The sequence below is a fragment of the Streptomyces sp. MUSC 14 genome, assembly GCF_001866675.1.
Lineage (GTDB): Bacteria > Actinomycetota > Actinomycetes > Streptomycetales > Streptomycetaceae > Streptomyces.
The window spans coordinates 36,164-60,535 of the sequence record NZ_MLYN01000062.1; the positions used below are offsets into that span (position 1 = coordinate 36,164).

General features: G+C 72.6%; 19 protein-coding genes and 2 pseudogenes. 14 read left to right on the forward strand and 7 right to left on the reverse strand.

Going from position 1 to position 24,372, the window contains the following annotated elements; all coding sequences use genetic code 11:
• The first annotated feature begins 20 nt into the window (after positions 1 to 20).
• The 3 genes and pseudogenes from BIV25_RS35835 (at position 21) to BIV25_RS35845 (ending at position 2,906) form a co-directional block, all read left to right on the forward strand.
• Positions 21 to 1,484, forward strand: a complete 1,464-nt coding sequence (locus tag BIV25_RS35835; RefSeq protein ID WP_071376696.1) for an amino acid permease — start codon at positions 21 to 23, stop codon at positions 1,482 to 1,484.
• A gap of 50 nt (positions 1,485 to 1,534) precedes the next feature.
• Positions 1,535 to 1,738, forward strand: a pseudogene (locus tag BIV25_RS35840) (Appr-1-p processing protein); the annotation flags it as partial.
• Between the two features lie 175 nt (positions 1,739 to 1,913).
• A complete protein-coding gene (locus BIV25_RS35845) occupies positions 1,914 to 2,906 on the forward strand; it encodes an adenosine kinase (RefSeq protein ID WP_079177084.1) in 993 nt (330 codons plus the stop codon).
• Between the two features lie 15 nt (positions 2,907 to 2,921).
• Here the strand turns inward: BIV25_RS35845 and BIV25_RS35850 are convergent, their stop codons facing one another.
• Positions 2,922 to 4,424, reverse strand: a complete 1,503-nt coding sequence (locus BIV25_RS35850) for a M1 family metallopeptidase (protein WP_071376697.1) — start codon at positions 4,422 to 4,424, stop codon at positions 2,922 to 2,924.
• A 199-nt stretch (positions 4,425 to 4,623) separates the two neighbouring features.
• On the opposite strand from BIV25_RS35850, the gene BIV25_RS35855 reads away from it, so the two are divergent.
• Entirely contained in the window at positions 4,624 to 6,588 is a 1,965-nt protein-coding gene (locus tag BIV25_RS35855) for a Xaa-Pro dipeptidyl-peptidase (RefSeq protein WP_071376698.1), read from the forward strand.
• Between the two features lie 12 nt (positions 6,589 to 6,600).
• Here the strand turns inward: BIV25_RS35855 and BIV25_RS35860 are convergent, their stop codons facing one another.
• Positions 6,601 to 7,515, reverse strand: a complete 915-nt coding sequence (locus tag BIV25_RS35860; RefSeq protein ID WP_071376746.1) for an FAD-dependent oxidoreductase — start codon at positions 7,513 to 7,515, stop codon at positions 6,601 to 6,603.
• A 101-nt stretch (positions 7,516 to 7,616) separates the two neighbouring features.
• On the opposite strand from BIV25_RS35860, the gene BIV25_RS35865 reads away from it, so the two are divergent.
• Both BIV25_RS35865 and BIV25_RS35870 read left to right on the forward strand, forming a co-directional pair.
• Complete coding sequence (locus BIV25_RS35865; RefSeq protein ID WP_071376699.1) at positions 7,617 to 8,684, forward strand: oxidoreductase; 1,068 nt, start codon at positions 7,617 to 7,619, stop codon at positions 8,682 to 8,684.
• Between the two features lie 35 nt (positions 8,685 to 8,719).
• Positions 8,720 to 10,360, forward strand: coding sequence for an ABC-F family ATP-binding cassette domain-containing protein (locus BIV25_RS35870; RefSeq protein ID WP_071376700.1), 1,641 nt, complete (start codon positions 8,720 to 8,722; stop codon positions 10,358 to 10,360).
• Between the two features lie 150 nt (positions 10,361 to 10,510).
• On the opposite strand, the gene BIV25_RS35875 is transcribed toward BIV25_RS35870, so the two are convergent.
• Positions 10,511 to 12,934 carry a Tex family protein gene (locus BIV25_RS35875; protein ID WP_071376701.1) on the reverse strand — a complete coding sequence of 808 codons (2,424 nt, stop codon included), beginning with the start codon at positions 12,932 to 12,934 and terminating at the stop codon, positions 10,511 to 10,513.
• Positions 12,935 to 13,113: 179 nt separating this feature from the next.
• Between BIV25_RS35875 and BIV25_RS35880 the strand changes: the two are divergent.
• Both BIV25_RS35880 and BIV25_RS35885 read left to right on the forward strand, forming a co-directional pair.
• A pseudogene (locus tag BIV25_RS35880) lies at positions 13,114 to 14,071 on the forward strand (GlxA family transcriptional regulator).
• 31 nt (positions 14,072 to 14,102) lie between these two features.
• Positions 14,103 to 14,753, forward strand: coding sequence for a DJ-1/PfpI family protein (locus BIV25_RS35885; RefSeq protein WP_071376702.1), 651 nt, complete (start codon positions 14,103 to 14,105; stop codon positions 14,751 to 14,753).
• Here BIV25_RS35885 and BIV25_RS35890 read toward each other — a convergent pair.
• Positions 14,725 to 15,480 carry an enoyl-CoA hydratase/isomerase family protein gene (locus BIV25_RS35890; protein WP_071376703.1) on the reverse strand — a complete coding sequence of 252 codons (756 nt, stop codon included), beginning with the start codon at positions 15,478 to 15,480 and terminating at the stop codon, positions 14,725 to 14,727. The genes BIV25_RS35885 and BIV25_RS35890 overlap by 29 nt on opposite strands.
• Before the next feature lie 116 nt (positions 15,481 to 15,596).
• Here BIV25_RS35890 and BIV25_RS35895 point away from each other — a divergent pair, with 116 nt between their 5' ends.
• Together BIV25_RS35895 and BIV25_RS35900 are read left to right on the forward strand one after the other, a co-directional pair.
• Complete coding sequence (locus BIV25_RS35895) at positions 15,597 to 16,193, forward strand: HdeD family acid-resistance protein (protein ID WP_071376704.1); 597 nt, start codon at positions 15,597 to 15,599, stop codon at positions 16,191 to 16,193.
• 178 nt (positions 16,194 to 16,371) lie between these two features.
• Positions 16,372 to 16,866, forward strand: a complete 495-nt coding sequence (locus tag BIV25_RS35900; protein ID WP_071376747.1) for an ATP-binding protein — start codon at positions 16,372 to 16,374, stop codon at positions 16,864 to 16,866.
• Positions 16,867 to 16,904: 38 nt separating this feature from the next.
• Here BIV25_RS35900 and idi read toward each other — a convergent pair whose 3' ends face one another.
• The 3 genes from idi to galE all read right to left on the reverse strand — a co-directional run bounded on the left by idi (position 16,905) and on the right by galE (position 19,722).
• Positions 16,905 to 17,498 (reverse strand): isopentenyl-diphosphate Delta-isomerase, encoded by a 594-nt coding sequence (gene idi / locus BIV25_RS35905; RefSeq protein ID WP_071376748.1) that lies wholly within the window; start codon positions 17,496 to 17,498, stop codon positions 16,905 to 16,907.
• Between the two features lie 174 nt (positions 17,499 to 17,672).
• Complete coding sequence (locus BIV25_RS35910; RefSeq protein ID WP_071376705.1) at positions 17,673 to 18,614, reverse strand: cation diffusion facilitator family transporter; 942 nt, start codon at positions 18,612 to 18,614, stop codon at positions 17,673 to 17,675.
• A gap of 136 nt (positions 18,615 to 18,750) precedes the next feature.
• On the reverse strand, positions 18,751 to 19,722 hold the full coding sequence (gene galE / locus BIV25_RS35915; RefSeq protein ID WP_071376706.1) for a UDP-glucose 4-epimerase GalE: 972 nt from the start codon (positions 19,720 to 19,722) through the stop codon (positions 18,751 to 18,753).
• Positions 19,723 to 19,993: 271 nt separating this feature from the next.
• Between galE and BIV25_RS35920 the strand changes: the two genes are divergently transcribed.
• The 4 genes from BIV25_RS35920 to BIV25_RS35935 are packed head-to-tail and all read left to right on the forward strand — an operon-like array spanning position 19,994 to position 24,369.
• Positions 19,994 to 21,814, forward strand: a complete 1,821-nt coding sequence (locus BIV25_RS35920) for a DUF5941 domain-containing protein (RefSeq protein ID WP_071376707.1) — start codon at positions 19,994 to 19,996, stop codon at positions 21,812 to 21,814.
• On the forward strand, positions 21,811 to 22,563 hold the full coding sequence (locus BIV25_RS35925) for a sugar phosphate nucleotidyltransferase (protein ID WP_071376708.1): 753 nt from the start codon (positions 21,811 to 21,813) through the stop codon (positions 22,561 to 22,563). The genes BIV25_RS35920 and BIV25_RS35925 overlap by 4 nt, the downstream gene beginning before the upstream one ends.
• A complete protein-coding gene (locus tag BIV25_RS35930) occupies positions 22,551 to 23,612 on the forward strand; it encodes an iron-containing alcohol dehydrogenase family protein (RefSeq protein ID WP_071376709.1) in 1,062 nt (353 codons plus the stop codon). The genes BIV25_RS35925 and BIV25_RS35930 overlap by 13 nt, the downstream gene beginning before the upstream one ends.
• On the forward strand, positions 23,590 to 24,369 hold the full coding sequence (locus tag BIV25_RS35935) for a CDP-alcohol phosphatidyltransferase family protein (RefSeq protein ID WP_079177087.1): 780 nt from the start codon (positions 23,590 to 23,592) through the stop codon (positions 24,367 to 24,369). Before BIV25_RS35930 ends, BIV25_RS35935 begins: the two co-directional genes overlap by 23 nt.
• Positions 24,370 to 24,372: the final 3 nt, after the last annotated feature.

Below are 24,372 nucleotides of genomic sequence, written 5' to 3' on the forward strand. Positions count from 1 at the left end.
CACCAGGAAGTGAACCACCCGTGAGCAAGGAAGCCGTGGAATCGGCACAGGCCGCCGCCCCCCAGGCGGCCCAGAAGCCCGCGGACGCGGGCGACGCCGGTTACAGCAAGGACCTCAAGGCCCGCCACATCAACATGATCGCCATCGGCGGTGCCATCGGTACCGGCCTCCTCCTGGGAGCCGGTGGCCGACTGCACAACGCCGGCCCGGCACTGGCCCTGGCCTACCTGGTCTGCGGCGTCTTCGCCTTCTTCGTCGTGCGCGCCCTCGGCGAGCTCGTCCTGTACCGGCCGTCCTCCGGCTCCTTCGTGTCGTACGCGCGCGAGTTCCTCGGCGAGAAGGGCGCCTACGTCGCCGGCTGGATGTACTTCCTGAACTGGTCGACCACCGGCATCGCCGACATCACCGCGATCGCGCTCTACACGCACTACTGGAGTTTCTTCACCTCGATCCCGCAGTGGGTCCTCGCGCTGATCGCCCTCGCGGTGGTCCTGGCCGTGAACCTGATCTCGGTGAAGATCTTCGGTGAGATGGAGTTCTGGTTCGCGATCGTCAAGGTCGCCACCATCGTCGGCTTCATGCTGATCAGCATTTTCCTGCTCGCCACGCAGCACAAGGTCGACGGCCACACCCCCGGCCTGAGCGTGATCAGCGACCACGGCGGCATCTTCCCGCACGGCCTGATGCCGGTCGTCCTGGTCATGCAGGGCGTGATCTTCGCGTACGCCGCACTGGAGCTGGTCGGTGTGGCCGCCGGTGAGACCGCCGAGCCGGAGAAGGTCGTCCCGCGCGCGGTGAACTCGATCATGTGGCGTGTCGGTCTGTTCTACGTCGGCTCGGTCGTCCTGCTCGCGCTGCTGCTGCCCGGTTCGGTGTACTCCGCCGACGAGAGCCCGTTCGTGACCGTACTGTCCAAGATCGGTGTGCCGGCGGCCGGTGACGTCATGAACCTCGTCGTGCTGACGGCCGCCATGTCCTCGCTGAACTCCGGCCTGTACTCCACCGGCCGCATCCTGCGCTCGATGGCCATGGCAGGCTCCGCCCCCAAGTTCACCGCCAGGATGAGCCGCAGCCAGGTGCCCTACGGCGGCATCCTGCTGACCTGCGGGGTCTGCGTCCTCGGCGTCGGCCTGAACTACTTCGTGCCCAGCCAGGCCTTCGAGATCGTGCTGAACGTCGCCTCCCTCGGCATCATCAGCACCTGGGTGATCATCATGATCTGCCACATGGTCTTCGTCCGCCGCGCCCGCGCCGGCCTCGTGACCCGGCCGCACTTCCAGCTGAAGTTCAGCCCGGTCATCGAGATCGTCACCATCACCTTCCTGCTGATCTGCCTCGGCATGATGTGGAACGACCCCGACGTCGGCCGGAAGACCATCCTGCTGATCCCGGTGATCGCCGTCATGCTCGTCGCCGGCTGGTTCGCTGTGCGCCGCCGGGTGTCCGCCAACGCCGAGAAGGAACTCACCGAGCTGACGCGATGACGACGTAGCAGCTCAGGGCCACTGTCAGTGGCATCGCCTACGGTGGCGTCATGTCGGAGATCACATACATCCAGGGTGACGCCACCGTTCCGTCGGTCAGGGGCGCCAAGGTGATCGCCCATGTCTGCAACGACATCGGGGGCTGGGGGAAGGGCTTCGTCCTCGCGCTCTCACGCCGCTGGCCCGAGCCGGAGAAGGCGTACCGCGCCTGGCACCGCGACCGCGCGCACAACGACTTCGGGCTGGGCGCCGCCGGTACTTGTCAACGTACGGTCAGGGCAGCGCCCTGAAGGGGCGCGGGGAACTGCGCGACCGGCCACGACGGAGCCGCACACGCCCGTTGCCGGGAGGGCCCACGGCGACGGAAGCCTGGCCCATCCGGCGGAGCCGGATCGCGGTCACGGTGTACGACCACGGGGAGGGCGGGGGATGACCGCACAGAACGACGTGACGCAGACCGGCGTCACGCAGACCGGCGTCACGCAGGACGGCGCGTCGCGGACCGATACGACGCACACCGGCACCACGGATGTGCTGGTGCTCGGCGGAGCCGGGGTGGACACCATCGTCCACGTCCCCGAGCTGCCGCTGCCGTACGCCGACAGTTACATGATCGACTCCGGGATCCGCACCCGCGCCGGGCAGACCGGCGACTTCGTCGCCGTGGGCCTCGCCGCCCTCGGCCTGCGCACCCACCACCTCGACCTGCTCGGCGACGACCCCGAGGGCGACCTCGTGCGCGCCCTGCACCGCGAGCACGGCATCGGGCTCAGCGCGCTCCCGCAGCCCGCCGGGACCAGGCGCGCGGTCAACCTGGTCGGCCCCGACGGCCGCCGCCTGTCCCTGTACGACACCAGCCGCTCCCGTCCCGGTGACCGCTTTCCGCAGGACACGCTGCGCGCGCTCGCCACCGCGAGCCGACACGTGCACGTGACCATCACCCAGCCCTGTGCCGAGGCACTGCCGGTGCTGACCGCGACGGGCGTGCCGCTCTCCACGGACCTGCACGACTGGGACGGCGAGAATCCGTACCACGAGCCGTTCGCGTACGCGGCCGACATCGTCTTCCTGTCGGCCGCCGCCCTGGCCGACCCCGAGCGGACGCTGCGGCGCATCGCCGAGCGGGGCCGGGCCCGGACCGTCGTCGCCACGGCCGGTGCCCAGGGCTCGTATCTGCTGGCCGACGGCGAGCTGACCCGCGTGCCCGCCGAGACGCCGCCCGCACCGGTGGTCGACTCCAACGGCGCGGGCGACGCCTTCGCCGCCGCGTTCCTCTACGGCCGCCTCGCCGGCGAGCCGCCCGAGACCTGCGCACGCTACGGCGCGCTCGCGGGGGCGTACGCCTGCACGGTCCCGGCCTCCCGCGCGGACGCGATGGGCCGGGACCGGTTGCTCGACGCGGCGGCCGAGCCCAGACCCTGACGGGCCCGGGTCAGGTCAGTTCCCGTGGCCGCCGTGCGCCGCCTCGATCTTCCGCCATGACTTCGGCTGTGCCACCCCGGCAGCCTTCGCACCCGACGTCAGCAGGGACGCGGCGCGCGCCGCGGGCGCGGCCGGCTTCGACGGCTGGAAGAGCCAGGTGTCGAACAGCGCGGCAAGCGGCTTGCCGGACACCTGCTCGGCGTACCGCTGGAAGTCGGCCACCGAGGCGTTGCCGTACGCGTGCTCCTGCGGCCAGCCCTTCAGGATGCGGAAGAACGCGTCGTCGCCGACCTCCTCGCGCAGGGCCTGGATGGCGAGGGCGCCCCGGTCGTAGACGGCGTCGTCGAACTGGTGGTCCGCGCCCGGGTCACCGGGCTTGACCGTCCAGAAGGCGTCGTCGGCGGGGTGCGAGGCGTACACGTAGTCGGCGAGCTGCTGCGTGGTGCCCTCGCCCTCGTGCTCGGACCACAGCCACTGCGCGTACGTCGCGAAGCCCTCGTTGAGCCAGATGTCCTTCCAGTCCTTGACCGACACGTCGTCGCCGTACCACTGGTGCGCCAGCTCGTGCACGACCACCGAGGCGTTGGCACCCTTGGCGAACTGCTTCGGGCTGTAGTAGACGCGGCTCTGGGTCTCCAGCGCGTACCCGGTCGTGGTGTTCGGCACGTACCCGCCGGCCGTGCTGAACGGATACGGCCCGAAGTAGCCGCTCAGCCAGTCGACCAGCTCCCCGGTGCGCTCCACGCTCGCCCGCGCGGCCCCGTCGTTGTCGCCGAGGTCCTTGCTGTAGGCGTTGATGACCGGTACGCCACCGTCGGAGGTGCTGGTGGTGATGTCGAACTTACCGATGGCGAGTGTGGCCAGATACGTCGCCTGCGGCTTGTTCTGCCGCCAGCTGTAGCGGGTCCAGCCCAGCTGCGAAGCGGTCGACTGCAGCGTGCCGTTGGAGATGACCTGGGTGCCGTCCGGCACGGCCACGGACACGTCGTAGGTGGCCTTGTCACTCGGGTGGTCGTTGCTCGGGAACCACCACCAGGCGGCCTCGGGCTCGTCGGCGGCCACGGCGCCGTCGGGCGTGCGGTGCCAGGTGTTGAAGCCGTACGCGCTCTTCGTCGACGGCACCCCGCTGTAGCGGACGGTGACGGTGATCGGGGTGCCCTTGGCCAGCGGCGTCTTCGGCGTCACGACCAGTTCGTGCTGCCCGGAGGTGGTGAAGGCGGCCTTGGCGCCGTTGACCCGCACCTCGCTGACGTCCAGCAGGAAGTCCAGGTCGAAGCTGGACAGGTCCTGCGTGGTCTTCGCCAGGATCGTCGCCGTGCCCTGCAACTCGTCCGTCTTCGGCTGGTACTGCAGCCTGAGGTCGTAGTGCGAGACGTCGTAGCCGCCGTTGCCGTAGTCGGGGTAGTACGGGTCGCCGATGCCCGGCGCGCCGGGGGTGTAGCTCGCGGCCGATGCCGGGATCGCCAGCAGGAGGGAGGCCGCCGCCAGTGCGCCCGGTGCGATGATTCTGCGGTGCACGTCAGCTCCAAGTCGTCGGGAGTGCAAGTGCGTTCGTGGGACATGCGTGGTGGATCCGTTCGGAGCCTATTCATTCCCTGTGCCTCCCGGCCTGTCCACGGTCCCCCCTGTCACACGATCGCCATTCAGCCGTCATGTGTCACCCGGGTCACCGTGGTGCCCTCTTCTGTCGGGGAGTTGACCGGAGTACCGTCCGCGCATGCCGAGACGTACGCGCTTCACGATCTGGAGACCGTTCGCGACAGCGGTCGCCGCCGTCCTGACGGCCGCCTTCCTGACCCCGGCCGCCGCACAGGCCGCCGGCCCCGACGGCCGGGCCGCCCACGAGAGCCGGCCCGTCTACTCGTACGCCCACGCCGTGCGCGAGTCCGTCTGGGTGGACACAGGCCTCGACGGGGACGGCGACGGGAAGCCCGACCGGGTCGCCGCCGACATCGTCCGACCCGCCGAACCCGCCCGCGAGGGCCGCAAGGTGCCCGTCATCATGGACGCGAGCCCGTACTACTCCTGCTGCGGACGCGGCAACGAGAACCAGCTCAAGACGTACGACGCGCAGGGCCACGTCGTCCAGATGCCGCTGTTCTACGACAACTACTTCGTGCCCCGCGGCTACGCCTTCGTCGGCGTCGACCTCGCCGGCACCAACCGCTCCGACGGCTGCGTCGACGTCGGCGGCCGCTCCGACATCCAGTCCGCGAAGGCCGTGATCGACTGGCTGAACGGCCGCGCCAGGGCGTACACCAGCCGGACCGGGACACAGACCGTCAAGGCCACCTGGACCAACGGCAGAACGGGCATGATCGGCAAGAGCTGGGACGCCACGATCGCCAACGGCGTCGCCGCCACCGGCGTCCAGGGACTGAAGACCATCGTCCCGATCAGTGGCATCTCCTCCTGGTACGACTACTACTTCGCGCAGGGCGCCCCGCTGTACGACGGCGGCCCCGCCGACCTGGCCGGCGACGTCGAGAGCGACGCGGCGAAGGCCCACTGCGCGGCCGTGCAGAAGAAACTCACCGACGGCAGCCCGCGCAGCGGTGACTGGACGTCGCTGTGGACCGAGCGGGACTACGTCAAGGACGCGGCCAAGGTGCGCGCGAGCGTGTTCCTGGTGCACGGGATGCAGGACCTCAACGTCCGCACCAAGCACTTCGGCCAGTGGTGGGACGCCCTCGCGAAGCACGGGGTGGAGCGCAAGATCTGGCTCTCCCAGACCGGCCACGTCGACCCCTTCGACTACCGGCGCGGCGCCTGGGTCGACACCCTGCACCGCTGGTTCGACCATGAACTCCTCGGCTACGACAACGGCATCGACCGCGAGCCGATGGCCGACATCGAGCGCCGCCCCGACCAGTGGGTGCCCTCCCGGACCTGGCCCCCGCAGACCACCCGCACCACCGTCCTGCACCCGGCGCCCGGCACACGGAACGGCGTCGGCACGCTCGGCCTGCGCCCGGCCACCGGCACCGAGACCTTCACCGACGACCCGAAGCTGGGCGAGACCGACTGGGCGGCCCGTCTCACCGCCCCCACCCCCGAGAAGGCCGGTTTCCTCACCGCACCGCTCACCCACGACCTGCGCCTGTCCGGGTCGTCCACGGTGACGGTGACCGCGACCCCGACCACCGCGTCGGCCCATCTGTCCGCCGTCCTGGTCGACGTCGGCCCGGACACCATCCGCGACTACGCCGACGCCGCCGAGGGCATCACCACGCTCACCCACCGCACCTGCTGGGGCGAGAGCACGGCCGGGGACAGCGCCTGCTTCAAGGAGACCAGAGCCAAGACCGTCAAGGTCGACTACACCGTGTTCAGCCGCGGCTGGGCCGACCTCGGCCACCACGCCTCCCTCGGCAAGGGAGTTCCGCTCACCCCGGGCAAGGCCTGCACGATGACCCTCGACCTCGCGGCCACCGACCACGTCGTCCCCGCGGGGCACCGCCTCGCCCTGATCGTCGCGGGCACGGACAAGGACCTCATCGACCCGCCGTCCACCCGGCCGAGCCTCACCGTGGCGCTGTCCGGTACGACGGCCCGCCTCCCGCTCGTGGGCGGCGCGGCGGCCTTCACCCGTGCCACGTCCGGCTCCACGGCCGCGGCTGCCGCGCCCGGCGCCCTGGAGGGAGTCCGCGCACCCCGGGCGGCCCGGCACATCCCGGGGTAGCCCCGCAGGGGCTCAGGCGGCCGGAAACGCCAGTCCGGCCGCCGCCCGCGCACACCCCCACGCCACCGTCACCCCGGCCCCGCCGTGCCCGTAGTTGTGCACCAGCGCGCGGCCGCCGGGCAGGGGCCGGCGTTCCAGCCGTACCGCGTCGCGGACCGGTCGCAGCCCCACGCGGTGGCCGAGGACCCGCGCGCCCGCGATCTCCGGGCGGATCCGCGCGCAGCGGGCGACGATCGCCGCGGCGATGGCCGGGTCCGGCTCCAGGGACCAGTCGTCCTCCTGCGCCGTACCGCCCAGCAGCAGGCCGCAGGGCTGCGGGATGCAGTACGCCGACTCGTCGCCGGAGTGCGGGGCGGCGGTGAACCAGGTCGTGACCCCCGGGTTCGCCACGACGACCAGCTGCCCGCGCACCGGACGCAACCGCGGATCCGGTACCAGTGAACGGGCGCCCAGCCCCGTGCAGTTGACGACGACACGGGCGGGCACGGCCGTCAGGTCGCTCACCTCGCGCGCCTCCACCGTCCCTCCCGCCTTCCCCAACCGCTCCCGCAGCCAGGCCAGATACACCGGCATGTCGATCACCGGCAGCCGCGCCGCCAGACCGTCCGGCACCTCCCGGAGCCCCGGCACCCGGCCCGCCCAGTCGCCCAGGTCGTCCAGCCGCGTCCCCGCGTGTACGCCGTCGACCAGGCGTACGCCCGTCTCCTCGGGGCGCCGCGCCTGCTCCGTGTACACGGCGAGGGACTCCAGCGCCCACGCGCTCACCAGCCGCTCGGGCTCGATGCGGTACGGCCACCACAGGCCGCCCGCGACCGCCGAGGTCGTGCGCTCGGCGGGCTCCCGCGCCCACACCCGCACCCGGTGCCCGGACTCGGCCAGCAGCACGGCCGTCGCCAGCCCGGCGACCCCGTCCCCGACCACGATCACTTCGTCGTTCGGCTCACTGCCCACGCCTGGACGATAGAACCCGTCCGGACGACCATGTCATGCTGCGATCGGATTCGTCCCGGTGTGGGGATACTCACCACATGTCTGGCGCATACGCGACCTTCGACCTGGCACCGGCGACCCGCGCGGGCGGTGTCCTCGCCGACGGCCGCTACCAGGTCCACCGCGACTTCGTGGACTTCGTCGTGGACGGCCGTCCACTGCTCTTCCAGCTGTCCGACCTCGACGGGGTCTCCCCGCTCGCCTCGGACGTGCCGCCCGCCATCTTCACCGAGCAGGTGCGCGCGCTGCTGCTGGAGGCCGAACCGCCGCTCCCGGCCGGCCGGTTCGTCCTCTACGGCTGTCCCGAGTGCGAGGACCTGGGCTGCGGCGCGGTCACCGCCGTCATCGAGCGCGACGGCGAGGACTACGTCTGGCGGGACTTCGCCTGGCAGACCGACGAGCACGCCGATCTGGAGCGCAACGGCTATCCCGGCATGGGGCCGTTCCGGTTCCGCGGACCCGAGTACCGTGCCGCCCTGACCGCCCTGCGGGACGGCTCGGCCGCGCCCCGGCGCAGGGTGCTGCTGATCGGCGCCCGGGTCGCCGTCCTCGCCCGGCTGGCCGCCGCCCTGCGCACCATCGGCATCGGCGCCGACATCACCCAGGACGCGCGCGGGGTCACCGCCGAGGAACTGCGCGGCTACGGCGCGGTCGCCTTCGGCCGGGCGGTCGGCCCGGCCGAACGGGCCGCCGTGCTGCGGGCCTTCGAACAGGCCGGGGCCGAGGTCGCCGCGGTGGACGGCCTCGCCCCGATCGTGCCGCTGCTGGTCGCCCAGATCGAGCACGCCCTCGGCCGCGGCCCGCTCCCGCGCCGCCTGCTGACCGCACTGGCCGCCACCGGCACCACCGCGGACGTCGAGGTGGGCGCCGCATGCCGGGTGCGGATCACGGCGTACCGCCTGGACCGGCTGCACCGCACCCGAACCGAGGAGGTGTTCGACGGCGCCCTGGAGCCCGGCCGGCACCGGGTCCCGCTGGATCCGCGGGCGGTCAGGGGGCAGGCCTACGTCGTCGCCCGCACGGCGGGGGACGTGCGGGCGGCCCCGGTCGTCGGCGGGCAGCGCCGGCGGGCCCGTCCCACGGTGACCGGCGGGGAACGGGGCTGAGACCGGGGGCCGGGCGCATTAGGATCGGCGTCCTGATGACTGCCACCCTCGTCGCCAAGAACCTCACCGCCGGGCACGGTGACCGCTCCCTCTTCTCCGGGCTCGACCTCGTCGTCGCGCCCGGCGACGTGATCGGGCTGGTCGGTGCCAACGGCGCGGGCAAGTCCACGCTGCTGAAGCTGCTCGCCGGGCTCGTCGCACCCGAGCAGGGCGAGCTGCGGCTGTCCCCGCCGACCGCGGCCGTCGGCCATCTGCCGCAGGAGCCGGAGCGCAGGGCGGGGGAGACGGTCCGGGAGTTCCTCGCCCGCCGCACCGGCGTCGCCGAGGCGCAGCGCGTCATGGACGAGACCACCCAGGCCCTGGTCGACGGCGCACCCGGCGCCGACGACGCCTACGCGACAGCCCTGGAGCGCTGGCTGGACCTCGGCGGCGCGGACCTCGACGAACGAGCGGAGGAGGTCGCCGACTCCCTCGGCCTCGCCGTCGGCCTCGACCAGCCGATGACCGCCCTCTCCGGCGGCCAGGCGGCCCGCGCCGGCCTCGCCTCGCTGCTGCTGTCCCGCTACGACGTCTTCCTCCTCGACGAGCCGACGAACGACCTCGACCTCGACGGACTGGAGCGCCTCGAACGCTTCGTCACCGGCCTGCGCGCCGGCACGGTCGTCGTCAGCCACGACCGCGAGTTCCTCACCCGCACGGTCACCAAGGTCCTCGAACTCGACCTCGCCCAGCGGCAGATCAATCTCTACGGCGGCGGCTACGCGGCCTACCTGGAGGAACGCGAGGTGGCCCGGCGGCACGCCCGCGACGACTACGAGGAGTACGCCGACAAGCGTGCCGCCCTCCAGGACCGGGCGCAGATGCAGCGGTCCTGGATGGACAAGGGCGTGAAGAACGCCCGGCGCAAGGCGGGCAACGACAACGACAAGATCGGCCGCAAGTTCCGCAGCGAGGCCAGCGAGAAGCAGGCGGCCAAGGCCCGGCAGACCCAGCGCATGATCGAGCGCCTGGACGTCGTCGAGGAACCGCGCAAGGAGTGGGAGCTGCGGATGGAGATCGCCGCCGCCCCACGCTCCGGCGCGGTCGTGGCGACCCTGCGCGACGCCGAGGTCCGGCGCGGCGACTTCACCTTCGGACCGGTGTCCCTCCAGATCGACTGGGCGGACCGGGTCGCGATCACCGGGGCCAACGGCGCCGGAAAGTCCACCCTGCTCGGCGCGCTCCTCGGCCGTGTCCCGCTCGACGCGGGCCACGCCGCCCTCGGTCCCGGCGTCCTGGTCGGCGAGGTCGACCAGGCCCGCGGGCTGTTCCACGGCCCCGAGACGCTGCTCGACGCGTTCTGCGCGGCCGTCCCGGACACCGAGCCGGTCGAGGTGCGCACCCTGCTCGCCAAGTTCGGGCTGAAGTCCGACCACGTGCTGCGCCCGGCCGCGACGCTCTCCCCGGGCGAGCGCACCCGCGCCGCCCTCGCCCTGCTCCAGGGCCGGGGCGTCAACCTGCTGGTCCTGGACGAGCCGACGAACCACCTCGACCTGCCGGCCATCGAGCAGCTGGAATCGGCCCTCGACTCCTACACCGGCACGCTCCTGCTGGTCACCCACGACCGCCGGATGCTGGACGCGGTCCACGTGAGCAGGCGCCTGGAGGTGGCGGACGGAAAGGTGACGGAGAGGTAGCGCTCCGCCGGCCGGGCCGGAGCGTGCAGGGCCTGGGCGTGCCGTGCGTCATGCGGCCGCGGCACCGTTGTGGCCGGTCGCGCAGTTTCCCGCGCCCCTTCGGGGCGCGGGCGCACGGGGCCGGAGCACTGCGGCTCCGGCCCAGCCCGGTCAGCGCTTCTTCGGGTCGAGCAGACCCGCGCGGCGCAGCGCGTCGGCCATGGCGCTGTTCGCCGGGGCCGGAGCCTGCCGCCCGCCCCGGTCGCCGCCGCCCCGGCCCTGCCGCTGGCCGCCCCCCTGCCCCTGGCCGCCGCCCTGCCGCTGCTGGGGCGGCCGGCCGCCGCCGCGCTGCTGGCGTCCGCCGCCCTGGCCCTGACCGCCCTGCGGGGCCGCCTCGTCGTCCAGACGCAGGGTCAGCCCGATCCGCTTGCGCGGGATGTCCACGTCCAGGACCTTCACCTTGACGATGTCACCGGGTTTGACGACGTCCCGCGGGTCCTTGACGAACGTCTTCGACATCGCGGAGACGTGCACCAGGCCGTCCTGGTGGACACCGACGTCCACGAAGGCGCCGAAGGCCGCCACGTTCGTCACCACGCCCTCCAGGATCATCCCGGCGGACAGGTCGGAGATCTTCTCGACGCCCTCCTTGAAGGTGGCCGTCCTGAAGGCGGGACGCGGGTCGCGGCCCGGCTTCTCCAGCTCCTTGAGGATGTCGGTGACCGTCGGCAGACCGAAGGTGTCGTCCACGAAGTCTGTGGGGCGCAGTGAGCGCAGCGCACCCGTGTTGCCGATGAGGGACGCCACCTCCTGGCCGCTGGTCTTCACCATGCGGCGCACCACCGGGTACGCCTCGGGGTGCACACTGGAGGCGTCCAGCGGGTCGGTGCCGCCGCGGATGCGCAGGAAGCCCGCGCACTGCTCGTACGCCTTCGGGCCGAGCCGCGCCACGTTCTTCAGCTCCGCGCGGGAGCCGAAGGGGCCGTTGGCGTCGCGGTGCGCCACGATGTTCTCGGCGAGGCCGGACGAGATGCCCGAGACCCGCGAGAGCAGCGGTGCGGAGGCGGTGTTGACGTCCACCCCGACGCCGTTCACACAGTCCTCGACCACCGCGTCCAGCGAGCGGGAGAGCTTCACCTCGGACAGGTCGTGCTGGTACTGGCCGACGCCGATCGACTTGGGGTCGATCTTGACCAGCTCGGCGAGCGGGTCCTGGAGCCTGCGGGCGATCGACACGGCGCCGCGCAGCGACACGTCCATGTCGGGCAGCTCCTGGGAGGCGAACGCGGAGGCCGAGTACACGGACGCGCCGGCCTCGGACACCATCACCTTGGTGAGCTTCAGCTCCGGGTGCCTGGTGATGAGTTCACCGGCGAGCTTGTCGGTCTCGCGGGACGCCGTGCCGTTGCCGATCGCGATCAGGTCGACCGCGTGCTCCTGGGCGAGCCGGGCCAGCTTGGCGAGGGCCTCGTCCCACTTGTTGGCCGGGACGTGGGGATGGATCACGTCCGTGGCGACCACCTTGCCGGTCGCGTCGACCACGGCGACCTTCACCCCCGTACGGAAACCGGGGTCCAGGCCGAGCGTCGCGCGCGTGCCGGCCGGGGCGGCCAGCAGCAGGTCGCGCAGGTTGGCCGCGAAGACGTTCACCGCCTCGTCCTCGGCCGCCGTACGCAGCCGCAGCCGCAGGTCGATGCCGAGGTGGACCAGGATGCGGGTGCGCCAGGCCCAGCGGACCGTGTCCGTCAGCCACTTGTCGGCCGGGCGGCCCCGGTCGGCGATCGCGAACCGGTGCGCGACGATGCCCTCGTACGACGACGGGCCGGGCTGCTCGCCCGGCTCCTCCGGCTCCAGGACGAGGTCGAGGACCTCCTCCTTCTCGCCGCGCAGCATCGCCAGGATCCGGTGCGAGGGCAGTTCGGTGAACGGCTCGGCGAAGTCGAAGTAGTCGGCGAACTTGGCGCCGGCCTCCTCCTTGCCGTCGCGCACCTTCGCGGCCAGCCGCCCGCGCACCCACATGCGTTCGCGCAGCTCGCCGATCAGGTCGGCGTCCTCCGAGAACCGCTCGGTGAGGATCGCACGCGCGCCGTCCAGCGCGGCCTGCGGGTCGGCGACGCCCTTGTCGGCGTCCACGAACGCGGCGGCCGCCGCCAGCGGCTCCACCGACGGGTCGCCCAGCAGGCCCTCGGCCAGCGGCTCCAGCCCCGCCTCGCGCGCGATCTGCGCCTTGGTGCGCCGCTTGGGCTTGTACGGGAGGTAGATGTCCTCCAGCCGCGCCTTGGTCTCGGCGCCGCGGATCCGCGCCTCCAGCTCGTCGGTGAGCTTGCCCTGCTCGCGCACCGACTCCAGGATCGCGGCCCGCCGCTCCTCCAGCTCCCGCAGGTAGCGCAGCCGCTCCTCGAGCGTGCGCAGCTGCGCGTCGTCGAGCATCTCGGTCGCTTCCTTGCGGTAGCGGGCGATGAAGGGCACCGTCGAACCGCCGTCGAGCAGTTCCACCGCGGCCTTCACCTGCCGCTCCCGTACGCCGAGTTCCTCGGCGATCCTGCCTTCGATGGATCCCACGCTGATGGATCCGCTGGACCCGGGTGTCGTCACGATCCCGTACCGCCTTCTCCACTGAGGTTGCGCGGCAATTGTGGCAGGTGGCACCGACAACCGTCGGTCAGGGCGGTTCACCGGCGGGCCGCGCACCCCCGCGCCGGGCCCCGCCGATGGCAGAAAAGGTGGGAAACTCGTCATTGCGGCCACGCCCGGGGCGGCGAAGACTGGGAGACATGCCGCAGCGCACGCTCCTCTTCGTCCTCTTCGACGGTGTCCAGAGCCTCGACGTCACCGGCCCGATGGAGGTCTTCGCCGGCGCCGAGGAACACACGCCGGGGTCGTACCGGATCCGCACGGCCTCCCTGGACGGCGGCCCGGTGCGCACCTCCGGCGGGCTGACCCTCGTCCCCGACGGGGCGCTCACCGCGGCGTCCGACCCGCACACCCTGGTGGTCCCCGGCGGGGCGGGCACCCGCGCGCCCGACCCGCGGCTGATCCACTGGCTGTGCGCCCACGGCCCGCGCGCCCGGCGCCTGGTCTCCGTGTGCACCGGCGCGATCCTGCTCGCCGCGGCCGGGCTGCTCGACGGCCGCCGGGCGACGACCCACTGGGCCTACTGCGACAAGCTCGCCCGGGACCATCCGGCGGTCACCGTGGAACCGGATCCCATCTACGTCCGTGACGCGGAGATCGCCACCTCGGCGGGGGTGACCTCTGGCATCGATCTCGCGCTGGCCCTGGTCGAGGAGGACCTGGACCGGGACGTCGCCCTCGACATCGCCCGGCACCTGGTGGTCTTCCTGCGCCGGCCCGGCAACCAGGCGCAGTTCAGCGCCCAGTTGGCGGCCCAGACGGCGCAGCGCGCGCCCCTGCGGGAGGTCCAGCAGTGGATCACCGAGCACCCGGCCGGCGACCTGACGGTCGACTCGCTCGCCGCCCGGGCCCGGCTCTCGCCGCGCCACTTCGCGCGCGTTCCGCGAGGAGACGGGCATGACCCCCGGCCGCTACGTCGACCGCGTCCGCCTCGAACACGCCCGCCGACTGCTGGAGGACACCGCCGACGGCATTGAGGAGATCGCCCGCGCCGGCGGCTACGGCACCCCCGAGGCCATGCGCCGGGCCTTCCTGCGCGCCCTCGGCACACCCCCCGCGGAGTACCGCAGGCGCTTCCACCCCGCCCCGGTCCGCTGACCGCCCGGAACACCCACCGAAGGAGACCGCCGTGCAGATCGCCCTGGTCGTCTACGACCGCTTCACCGCGCTGGACGTGGTCGGCCCCTACGAGATCCTCAGCCGGCTGCCGGACGCACAGCTCGCCTTCGTCGCCGAGCGGCCCGGCCCCGTCCGCACCGACACCGGATTCCTCGCCGTCACCGCCGACCGGGCCCTGGACGAGATGCCGCACCCGGACCTGCTGGTGGTCTCCGGCGGCCCCGGCACCAGGGACCAGATGGAGAACCCCGCCCTGCTCGACTGGCTGCGCGCCGCCGACGCGGCGAGCACCTGGACGACCTCGGTCTGCTCGGGCTCCCTGCTGCTCGCCGCCGCGGGACTGCTGCGCGGCCGCCGCGCGACCAGCCACTGGGGCGTCCTGGAGACGCTGGCGCGGTTCGGCGCCGAACCGACCGGGGAGCGGGTGGTGACCGACGGCAAGTACGTCACCGCCGCCGGGGTCTCCGCCGGCATCGACATGGCGCTCACCCTGACCGGCCGGATCGCGGGCGACGAACACGCCCGGGCCGTGCAGCTGCTGACGGAGTACGATCCGCAACCGCCGTACGACGCGGGTTCCCCGCACAAGGCGCCCGCACACCTCGTCGAGGAGCTGCGCACGGGCGGCCGGTTCAGCCTGACGCAGCCACGCTCCAGGTGAAACGGGGCGGGCGGCGCTCCAGGAACGCGGCGACCCCCTCCGCGGTGTCGGGGTTGCCGCGCGCCTGTCCGGCCCAGTGGCCGTCCCGGTCCGTCCGGCCGCCGGCGAACTCCTTCGCGGCGGCCTGCGTCAGCTGCGAGCGCGAGACCAGGATCCCGGTCAACTCCGCCACCCGCTTGTCCAGTTCGCCCTCCGGCAGCACCTCGTCCACGAACCCGGTGGCGAGCGCCCGTCCGGCGTCGATCAACTCGGCCGTGAACAGCAGGTACTTGGCGGTGGACGGGCCGACGAGCGACACCAGCCTGCGGGTCGAGGAGGCCGGGTAGACGATGCCGAGCCGCGCCGGGGTCACCCCGAACAGCGCGCCCTGCTCCGCCAGCCGCAGATCGCAGGCCGCCGCGAGTTGCGCCCCGCCGCCCACACAGTGCCCGCGCACCGCGGCCACGGTCGGCTTCGGGAACGCCGCGAGCGCCTCCTCGGCCGCCACGGCGAGCATCTGTGCCTCCTCCGGCGAGCCCTGCAGCGTGCTGATGTCCGCGCCCGCGCAGAAGGTCCCGCCCTCTCCGGTCAGCACCAGTGCCCGCACTCCTGGATCCCGCGCGAAGGCGTCCAGCAGCGGGGGCAGCGCCCGCCACATCGCGGCGGTCATGGCGTTGCGCTTGGCCGGGTGACGGATGACGACGGTGGCGACGGCGCCTTCGACGCGGTGCGACAGCTGGGGCTCCATGGTCGGGATGCTATGCGCCCCCGCGCGCGTCACCGAACCCCGCCCCCCGGGGGAAATAGGGAAAAATAGGGAGGGAAGTGGCTCAATGGTGATGTGGGGGTGCGAGGGAGGCTGTGATGGCCAGAGCCGGGAAGCGGAAGGACAGCGCGACGAGCCTGAGCCGTGGTTTCGGCCTGCTCGCGGCACTCGGTGTGCTCCTCGTCCTCGCCGGACTCGTCGGGCTCGGCTACACCGCGGTCGCCACCCTGACCTCGATGCTGCTGTTCGGCTGGCTGCTGCTGATCGGCGGGACCGTCGGCCTGGTGCACGCGGTCCAGGCCCGCGGCACCAGCTACTTCTGGCTGGGCGTCATCGTCGCCGCCCTGAACATCGCGGCCGGCGTCGTCGTCATCCACCTGCCCCACGCCACGGCCGCCGCCCTCACCATGTTCGCCGCCCTGCTGTTCCTCACCGGAGGCATCTTCCGGCTGGCCGGCGGCCTGGTCGTACGCGGGCCGCAGCTGGGCTGGACGCTGCTCCTCGGCGCCTTCGACCTGCTGCTCGGGATCCTGGTCCTCGGCTCCTGGCCGAGCAGCAGCCAGTACGTGATCGGCACCTTCTTCTCGCTGGCCCTGCTCTTCGACGGCCTCGGGCTCGTGGCCACCGGCTACGGCGGGCGCCGTGTCGTGGGGCTCGTCTCGGGGCAGGGCGGGCCCAAACCCGTACAACCCTAAGAGTTCGCGAAGCGGCGCCAGGGGGACAGGAAACAGTCCCACACGTGACCGTGTCATACGCACTCGGTCACAAAGCGCTCGATACCCGCTGACTTGTGTTCAGGTATCCGGCCCGGAGCGGATCGTTACCAACACTCGACGTGTGGTGACAATCGAGCGCGAGGGTGGCGACCGGACGATGGACAACCACGGGCGCGGGGACGGCCCGCGCCCAGCGGGGGGCGCCGAGCGGCCGCCCGATCCACTGCCGTACGAGGGCGTCTGGCGGTTCACCGCTCCGGCCGTGGACGCCTCGGTCCCGCAGGCCCGGCACGCCGTGCAGGACCTGCTGCTGCGCCAGGGCGTACCGCTCTCCGACGACCTGGAGTACGGCCTGCTGCTGATCGTCTCCGAGCTGGTCACCAACGCGGTACGGCACGCGGCGCTGCTGTCGCCGATGCTGGCCGTGGAGGTCGCCGTCGGGGCCGAGTGGGTGCGGGTGTCCGTGGAGGACAACCACCCCTACCGGCCGACCGCCCTGGAGGCCGACCACGGCCGGACCGGCGGCCGGGGCCTGCTGCTGGTCCGTGAGGTGGCCCGGGAGGCGGGCGGCGCCGTCGACGTGGAGCACACCGCGAGCGGCGGCAAGGTGATCTGGGCCGCCCTGCCGCTCAAGCCCGCGACACTGCCGTAGCGCGGCACCGGCGTCCGCTCACCGGGCCGCAGCGGTGCTCACCAGCCCGCGGACGGGCCGGTCAGCTCCCTGATCGCCGGGCGGGCGGCGTCCAGCACGGTCATGAACCAGGCCGAGAACGGGTCGCGGGCATGCCGCTCCGCCAGCTCGGCCGCCGTCACGAAGGCGGCCTCGGCGACCTCGTCCGCGTCCGGCGCGAGCGGTGCCTGCACCAGGCCGACGAAGAGGTGGTTGAACTCCTGCTCGACCAGGCCCGAGGCCGGGTCCGGGTGGTTGTAGCGGACCGTGCCGGCCTCCGCGAGCAGCGAGGGGGACACCCCCAGCTCCTCGAACGTGCGCCGGGCCGCCGCGGCGAACGGCGCCTCGCCCGGGTACGGGTGGCCGCAGCAGGTGTTGGACCAGACGCCGGGGGAGTGGTACTTGCCGAGCGCCCGCTGCTGGAGCAGCAGCCTGCCCTGCTCGTCGAAGAGGAACACCGAGAACGCGCGGTGCAGCTGTCCCGGCGGCTGGTGGGCGGTGAGCTTCTCCGCCGTGCCGATCGTCACACCCTTCTCGTCGACCAGTTCCAGCAAAATCTGCTCTGCGGTGCCCGTCGACGAGCTGTGCGTCGCGGTGGCAGGTGTGATCGGCATACCCATCCTTCGCCTCGTTCTTCGCACCCCAAGTCTGCCGTACGAATCCGGCACTCCCGGCACTTCCCCGCACGTCCGCGCGCGGCGCCGTACCGGGACGGGGACCCGGTAGATCATCGTGCCCGGCAGGCCGCGGCCGGAACCGCCCGCCAGGGCGAACGCTCGTGCAGATGTTCAGTGGCACAGGCGTGCCTCGTGCTCCGCGTGCCCGCCCGGCTCCAGCTGGAAGGTGCAGTGCTCCACGTCGAAGTGATCGCCCAGGCAGCCCTGCAGCTCGTGCAGCATCCTCTCGTGGCCGATGGCGTTGAGCGCCGCCGGGCCGACCACCACGTGCGCCGAGAGCACCGGCATGCCGGAGGTGATCGTCCAGGCGTGCAGGTCGTGCACGTCCTCCACGCCGTCGAGCGCCAGGAGGTGCGCGCGCACCTCGGCCATGTCGACGTCCTTCGGGGCCGCCTCCAGCAGCACGTCCAGCGTCTCGCGCAGCAGCTTGAGTGTCCTCGGCACGATCATCAGGCCGATGACCAGCGAGGCGACCGGGTCGGCGCCCTGCCAGCCGGTGGTCAGGATGACGGCCGCCGAGACCATCACCGCGAACGAGCCGAGCGCGTCCGCGGCGACCTCCAGGAAGGCGCCGCGCACGTTCAGGCTCTCCTTCTGCCCGCGCATCAGCAGGGTCAGCGAGACCGAGTTCGCGACCAGGCCGATCAGACCGAACACGATCATCAGCCCGCCGCGCGTCGGCGCGGGCGCGACGAACCGCTCGGCCGCCTCGTACAGCACATAGCCGCCGACGCCGAGCAGCAGCAGACAGTTGGCCAGGGCGGCGAGGATCTCGGCGCGGGCGTAGCCGAAGGTGCGGCGGGCGCTCGCCGGGCGGTTCGCGAAGCGGATCGCGAGCAGCGCCATGGCGAGGCCCACCGCGTCGGTCGCCATGTGCGCCGCGTCCGCGATCAGCGCGAGCGAGTCCGCGGCCAGACCGCCGGCGATCTCGACGACCATGACCGTGAGCGTGATGCCCAGCGCGATCCGCAGCCGCCCGCGGTACGCCGCCGCGGCCGTACCCGTGGCCGGCGCGTGCGTGTGCGCGTGGCCGTGGTCGTGCCCTGCCCCCATGGCGGAACCGCCCTTTCCTCGCCCTTCGCGGAACCCGTCCGGCAGGCCCAGTGAACTACGGGCGGGGGGTATGGGGCAACGCGGCACTGAACCTCGTTATCGTCTTCCCTGACCTGCGGAAACGTTCCGCGGAGCGTCAGCCGCCGCGGTGCAGCCGCCAGCCCTGCCAGGCCGAGGCGACCATCTCCCGTACGTCGCGCCGGGCCCGCCAGTCCAGTTCCCGCGCGGCGCGCTCGGCGGAGGCGACCGCGCGGGGCGCGTCGCCCGGGCGGCGTCCTTCGGTCACCGGCGCGCGGCGGTCCCCGGTGACCTCGCCGACGACCGTGATCAGCTCGCGCACCGAGACGCCCTCGCCGCGCCCGATGTTCAGCGTCAGGTCGCCCGCCGCGCCCTCCCCGGCGAGCCGGCGTGCCGCGGCCAGGTGGGCCTCGGCCAGATCCGCCACGTGGATGTAGTCCCGCACGCAGGTGCCGTCCGGCGTCGGATAGTCGTCGCCGAAGATCCGCGGGGCCTCGTCGCGGGTGAGCCGGTCGAAGACCATCGGGACGATGTTGAACACGCCCGTGTCCGCCAGCTCCGGCGCCGCCGCGCCCGCCACGTTGAAATACCGCAGGCACACCGTGGAGATGCCGTACGCCGCTCCCGCCGCCCGCACCAGCCACTCCCCGGCCAGCTTGGTCTCGCCGTAGGGGTTCACCGGGGCGCAGGGGGTGTCCTCGGTGATCAGGTCCACGTCCGGGTTGCCGTACACGGCCGCCGAGGAGGAGAACACCAGCCGCCGGATCCCGGCCGCGGCGACCGCGTCGAGCAGCGTGCCGAGGCCGCCCACGTTCTCCCGGTAGTAGCGGGTCGGCTCGGCCACCGACTCCGCGACCTGCTTGCGCGCCGCGAGATGGACGACGCCCGTGACGTCGTACTCCCGCAGGACCCGCGTGAGCCGGTCCTTGTCCAGCGTCGAGCCCTCGACGAGCGGGACGCCGGCGGGCAGCCGCGCCGGCACCGCGGCCGACAGGTCGTCCAGCGCCACGACCCGCTCCCCTGCGCCCGTCATGGCCCGCGCCACATGTGCCCCGATGTATCCGGCTCCGCCGGTGATCAGCCACGTCATGGTCGCCCACCCTAAGCCGATCACCGGGGGTGTCTCCTTTGCCGGGTCTTACCCGGGTCTGCGCCGCCGGGTTTGTGGGCGGGGCCCCGTTTCCGTGATGATGATCGCGGCAAAGGCCGGGGCAGCCGACGTGGACAGGGCCGTGAACGGCCGGTGAACGCAGGTCCGGAACCATCCGATACCCTCTGCCGACACCCGGGTGCCCGCAGGCAGGCGCCCCACCATGCAAGCGACCGGCGCCCGCGCGCCGACACCCAGGGAGTGAGTTCGGTTGTCGACCGCCATCGTCACCGGTCAGCCGGTCCCCGGATCGTCACTGGAGAACGATCTGCGGTCCCTCGGCTTCGACGTCCTGGTGGCCGTGGACGCCGCGGAGGCCGAGACCGCGCTCGCCGCCGCCGCTGCCACCGAGCGCGTGGCCCTGGTCGACGCCCGCTTCGTCGGCCACCTGCACGCACTGCGCCTCGGCCTCACCGACCCGCGCTTCGCGCTCGCCGCGGTCCCCGGCGGCGTCACCGCCCGGCCGGACGCCCGGCAGGCGCTGACCCGGGCCGTGGCCCGCGAGACCTCCGCGGGCGGCGGCAGCGGCACGGCCCTCGCCGTCGCCAGCCTCGCCGACCGCATCGTCACCGCCCTCGACGCCGACGGCAGCGAGGTGCACCGGCCCGAGCTGGGCAGCCTCGTCGCCGCGGTCCCCGCCGACCCGCAGGCCCGTAACGAGGCGCGGCAGGCCGTCGCCGCCGTGGACGACGAGGCCGTACGCCTGAAGTCGGCCGTGAAGTCCCGCGACGGCTTCTTCACCACGTTCCTCATCAGCCCCTACTCGCGCTACCTCGCCCGCTGGTGCGCCCGCCGGGGCCTGACCCCGAACCAGGTCACCACGGCCTCGCTGCTCACCGCCCTGATCGCGGCCGGCTGCGCGGCGACGGGCACGCGCGCGGGGTTCGTCGCCGCCGGCGTGCTGCTGATCGCGTCGTTCGTGCTCGACTGCACCGACGGCCAGCTCGCCCGCTACGCCCTGAAGTACTCCACGCTCGGCGCCTGGCTCGACGCCACCTTCGACCGGGCCAAGGAGTACGCCTACTACGCCGGACTCGCCCTCGGTGCGGCCCGCTGCGGCGACCACGACGACGTATGGGCGCTCGCGCTGGGCGCGATGATCCTCCAGACCTGCCGGCACGTGGTCGACTTCTCCTTCAACGAGGCCAACCACGACGCCACGGCCAACACCAGCCCCACCGCCGCCCTCTCCGACAAGCTGGACAGCGTCGGCTGGACGGTCTGGGTGCGGCGGATGATAGTGCTGCCGATCGGTGAGCGCTGGGCGATGATCGCCGTCCTCACCGCGGCCACCACACCCCGGATCACCTTCTACGTCCTGCTCGTCGGCTGCGCCCTCGCGGCGACGTACACCACGGCCGGCCGCGTCCTGCGCTCCCTGACCCGCAGGGCCCGGCGCACCGACCGGGCCGCCCGGGCGCTCGCGGACCTCGCCGACTCCGGCCCGCTGAGCGAGGCCGCAGGACGTGTGGCCCGGCGGGGCCTGCCGGGGCTCGCCGGGCCGGCCGTCGCCTTCCTCGGCGGCGCCGCGGTCGTCGTCTGCTCGGCCCTCACCGGTCCCGGCTCGGTCCTGCCCGTGATCGGTGCCCTGATCTACGTCCTGGCCTCGGCACTCGCCGTCGCCCGCCCCCTCAAGGGCACCCTCGACTGGCTGGTCCCGCCCTTCTTCCGGGCCGCCGAGTACGGCACCGTGCTGGCCCTCGCGGGCACGGCGGGGGTGAACGGGGCCCTTCCTGCGGCTTTCGGACTGGTGGCCGCCGTCGCCTACCATCACTACGACACGGTGTACCGCATCCGCGGCGACGCCGGAGCACCCCCGGCCTGGCTGACGCGCGTCATCGGGGGGCACGAGGGGCGGACGCTGCTCGTCGCCGTCCTGGCCGCGGTGCTCACCGCTTCGCAGTTCACGGTCGCGCTCACGGTCCTCGCCGTGGCCGTCGCCCTCGTGGTGCTCGCCGAGAGCATCCGCTTCTGGGTGTCGTCTCATCTCGGAGGCGCACCCGCCGTACACGATGAAGGAGAACCCGCATGATCGGCCTCGTGCTGGCGGCCGGCGCCGGACGCCGTCTGCGCCCCTACACCGACACCCTGCCCAAGGCGCTGGTGCCGGTGGGGCCGGCAGGTATAGAGGACTCGATCACGGTTCTCGACCTCACCCTCGGCAACTTCGCCGAGATCGGCCTGACCGAGGTCGCGATCATCGTCGGCTACCGCAAGGAGGCCGTGTACGAGCGCAAGGCGGCGCTGGAGGCGAAGTACGGCCTCACGCTCACCCTCATCGACAACGACAAGGCCGAGGAGTGGAACAACGCCTACTCCCTGTGGTGCGGCCGTGACGCCCTCAAGGACGGCGTGATCCTCGCCAACGGCGACACCGTGCACCCGGTCTCCGTGGAGAAGACGCTGCTCGCCGCGCGCGGCGAGGGCAAGAAGATCATCCTTGCCCTGGACACCGTGAAGTCCCTCGCGGACGAGGAGATGAAGGTCGTCGTCGACGCCGAGAAGGGCATGACGAAGATCACCAAGCTGATGGATCCCGCCGAGGCCACCGGTGAGTACATCGGCGTCACCCTGATCGAGGGCGACGCCGCCCCCGACCTGGCCGACGCGCTGAAGACGGTCTGGGAGACCGACCCGCAGCAGTTCTACGAGCACGGCTACCAGGAACTGGTCGACCGCGGCTTCCGCATCGACGTGGCGCCGATCGGCGACGTCTCGTGGGTCGAGATCGACAACCACGACGACCTGGCCAAGGGGCGGGAGATCGCGTGCCGCTACTGACCCGGCTGATCCCCTCGCCGGTCGTCGTGGACATCCGCCCGGGTGCCCTGGACGACCTGGCCGGAGTCCTCGCCGACGAGCGCATCGCGCAGTCCGGCCGGCTCGCCGTCGCCGTCAGCGGCGGCTCCGGCGCCCGGCTGCGCGAGCGCCTCGGCCCCTCGCTGCCCGGCGCCGCCTGGTTCGAGGTGGGCGGCGGCACCCTGGACGACGCGATCCGGCTGGCCGGCGACATGAAGTCCGGCCACTACGACGCCGTCGTCGGGCTCGGCGGCGGCAAGATCATCGACTGCGCCAAGTTCGCCGCGGCGCGTGTCGGCCTGCCCCTGGTCGCCGTGCCGACGAACCTCGCGCACGACGGTCTGTGCTCGCCGGTCGCGACGCTGGACAACGACGCGGGGCGCGGCTCCTACGGCGTGCCGAACCCGATCGCGGTCGTCATCGACCTGGACGTGATCCGCGAGGCCCCGGCCCGCTTCGTCCGGGCCGGTATCGGGGATGCGATCTCCAACATCAACGCGGTCGCCGACTGGGAGCTGTCGAACCGGGTCAACGGTGAGAAGATCGACGGTCTCGCCGCCGCCATGGCCCGCCAGGCCGGCGAGGCCGTGCTGCGCCACCCCGGCGGCATCGGCGACAACGACTTCCTCCAGGTGCTCGCCGAGGCGCTCGTCCTCAGCGGCATCTCGATGTCGATCTCCGGCGACTCCCGCCCGTCCTCCGGCTCCTGCCACGAGATCAACCACGCCTTCGACCTGCTGTTCCCCAAGCGGGCGGCCGCCCACGGCGAACAGTGCGGATTCGGCGCGGCCTTCGCGACGTATCTGCGCGGGGCCCACGAGGAGGCGGTCCACACGGCCGGGGTGCTGCGCCGGCACGGGCTTCCGGTGCTGCCGGAGGAGTTCGGCTTCACCGTGGACGAGTTCGTCCGCGTCGTGGAGTTCGCCCCCGAGACCAGGCCCGGCCGCTACACGATCCTCGAACACCTCGCCCTCAAGCCGAACCAGATCAAGGACATCTACGCCGACTATGTCAAGGCCATCGGTAGCTGAACTCCGTCCGGTCGTCCACCCCGCCGGGGTGAAGGACCGGCGCAGTGGTGAGCATTGGATGGGACGCCTCTACATGCGTGAGGTGTCCCTGCGGGTGGACCGCTACCTGGTCGGCACCCGCGTCACGCCCAACCAGCTCACGTACCTGATGACCGTCTTCGGCGTCCTCGCGGCCCCGGCACTCCTGGTGCCGGGGATCTGGGGCGCCGTGCTCGGTGTGGTCTGCGTCCAGATGTACCTGCTGCTGGACTGCGTCGACGGCGAGATCGCGCGCTGGAAGAAGCAGTACTCGCTGAGCGGCGTCTACCTGGACCGGGTCGGCGCCTATCTGACCGACGCCGCGGTGCTCGTCGGCTTCGGCCTGCGCGCCGCCGACCTGTGGGGCGGCGGCCGCATCGACTGGCTGTGGGCCTTCCTCGGCACGCTCGCCGCGCTCGGCGCCATCCTGATCAAGGCCGAGACGGACCTCGTCGGGGTCGCGCGGCACCAGGCCGGCAAGCCGCCGGTCAAGGAGGCCGCCGCCGAGATGCGCTCCTCCGGCATGGCGCTGGCCCGCCGGGCCGCCGCCGCGTTCAAGTTCCACCGGCTGATCCTCGGCATCGAGGCGTCCCTGCTGATCCTGGTGCTGGCGATCGTCGACCACGTGCGCGGCGACCTGTTCTTCTCCCGGCTGGGTGTCGCCGTGCTGGCCGGCATCGCCCTGCTGCAGACCCTGCTGCACCTGGTGTCCATCCTCGCCTCCAGCAGGCTGAAGTGAGTG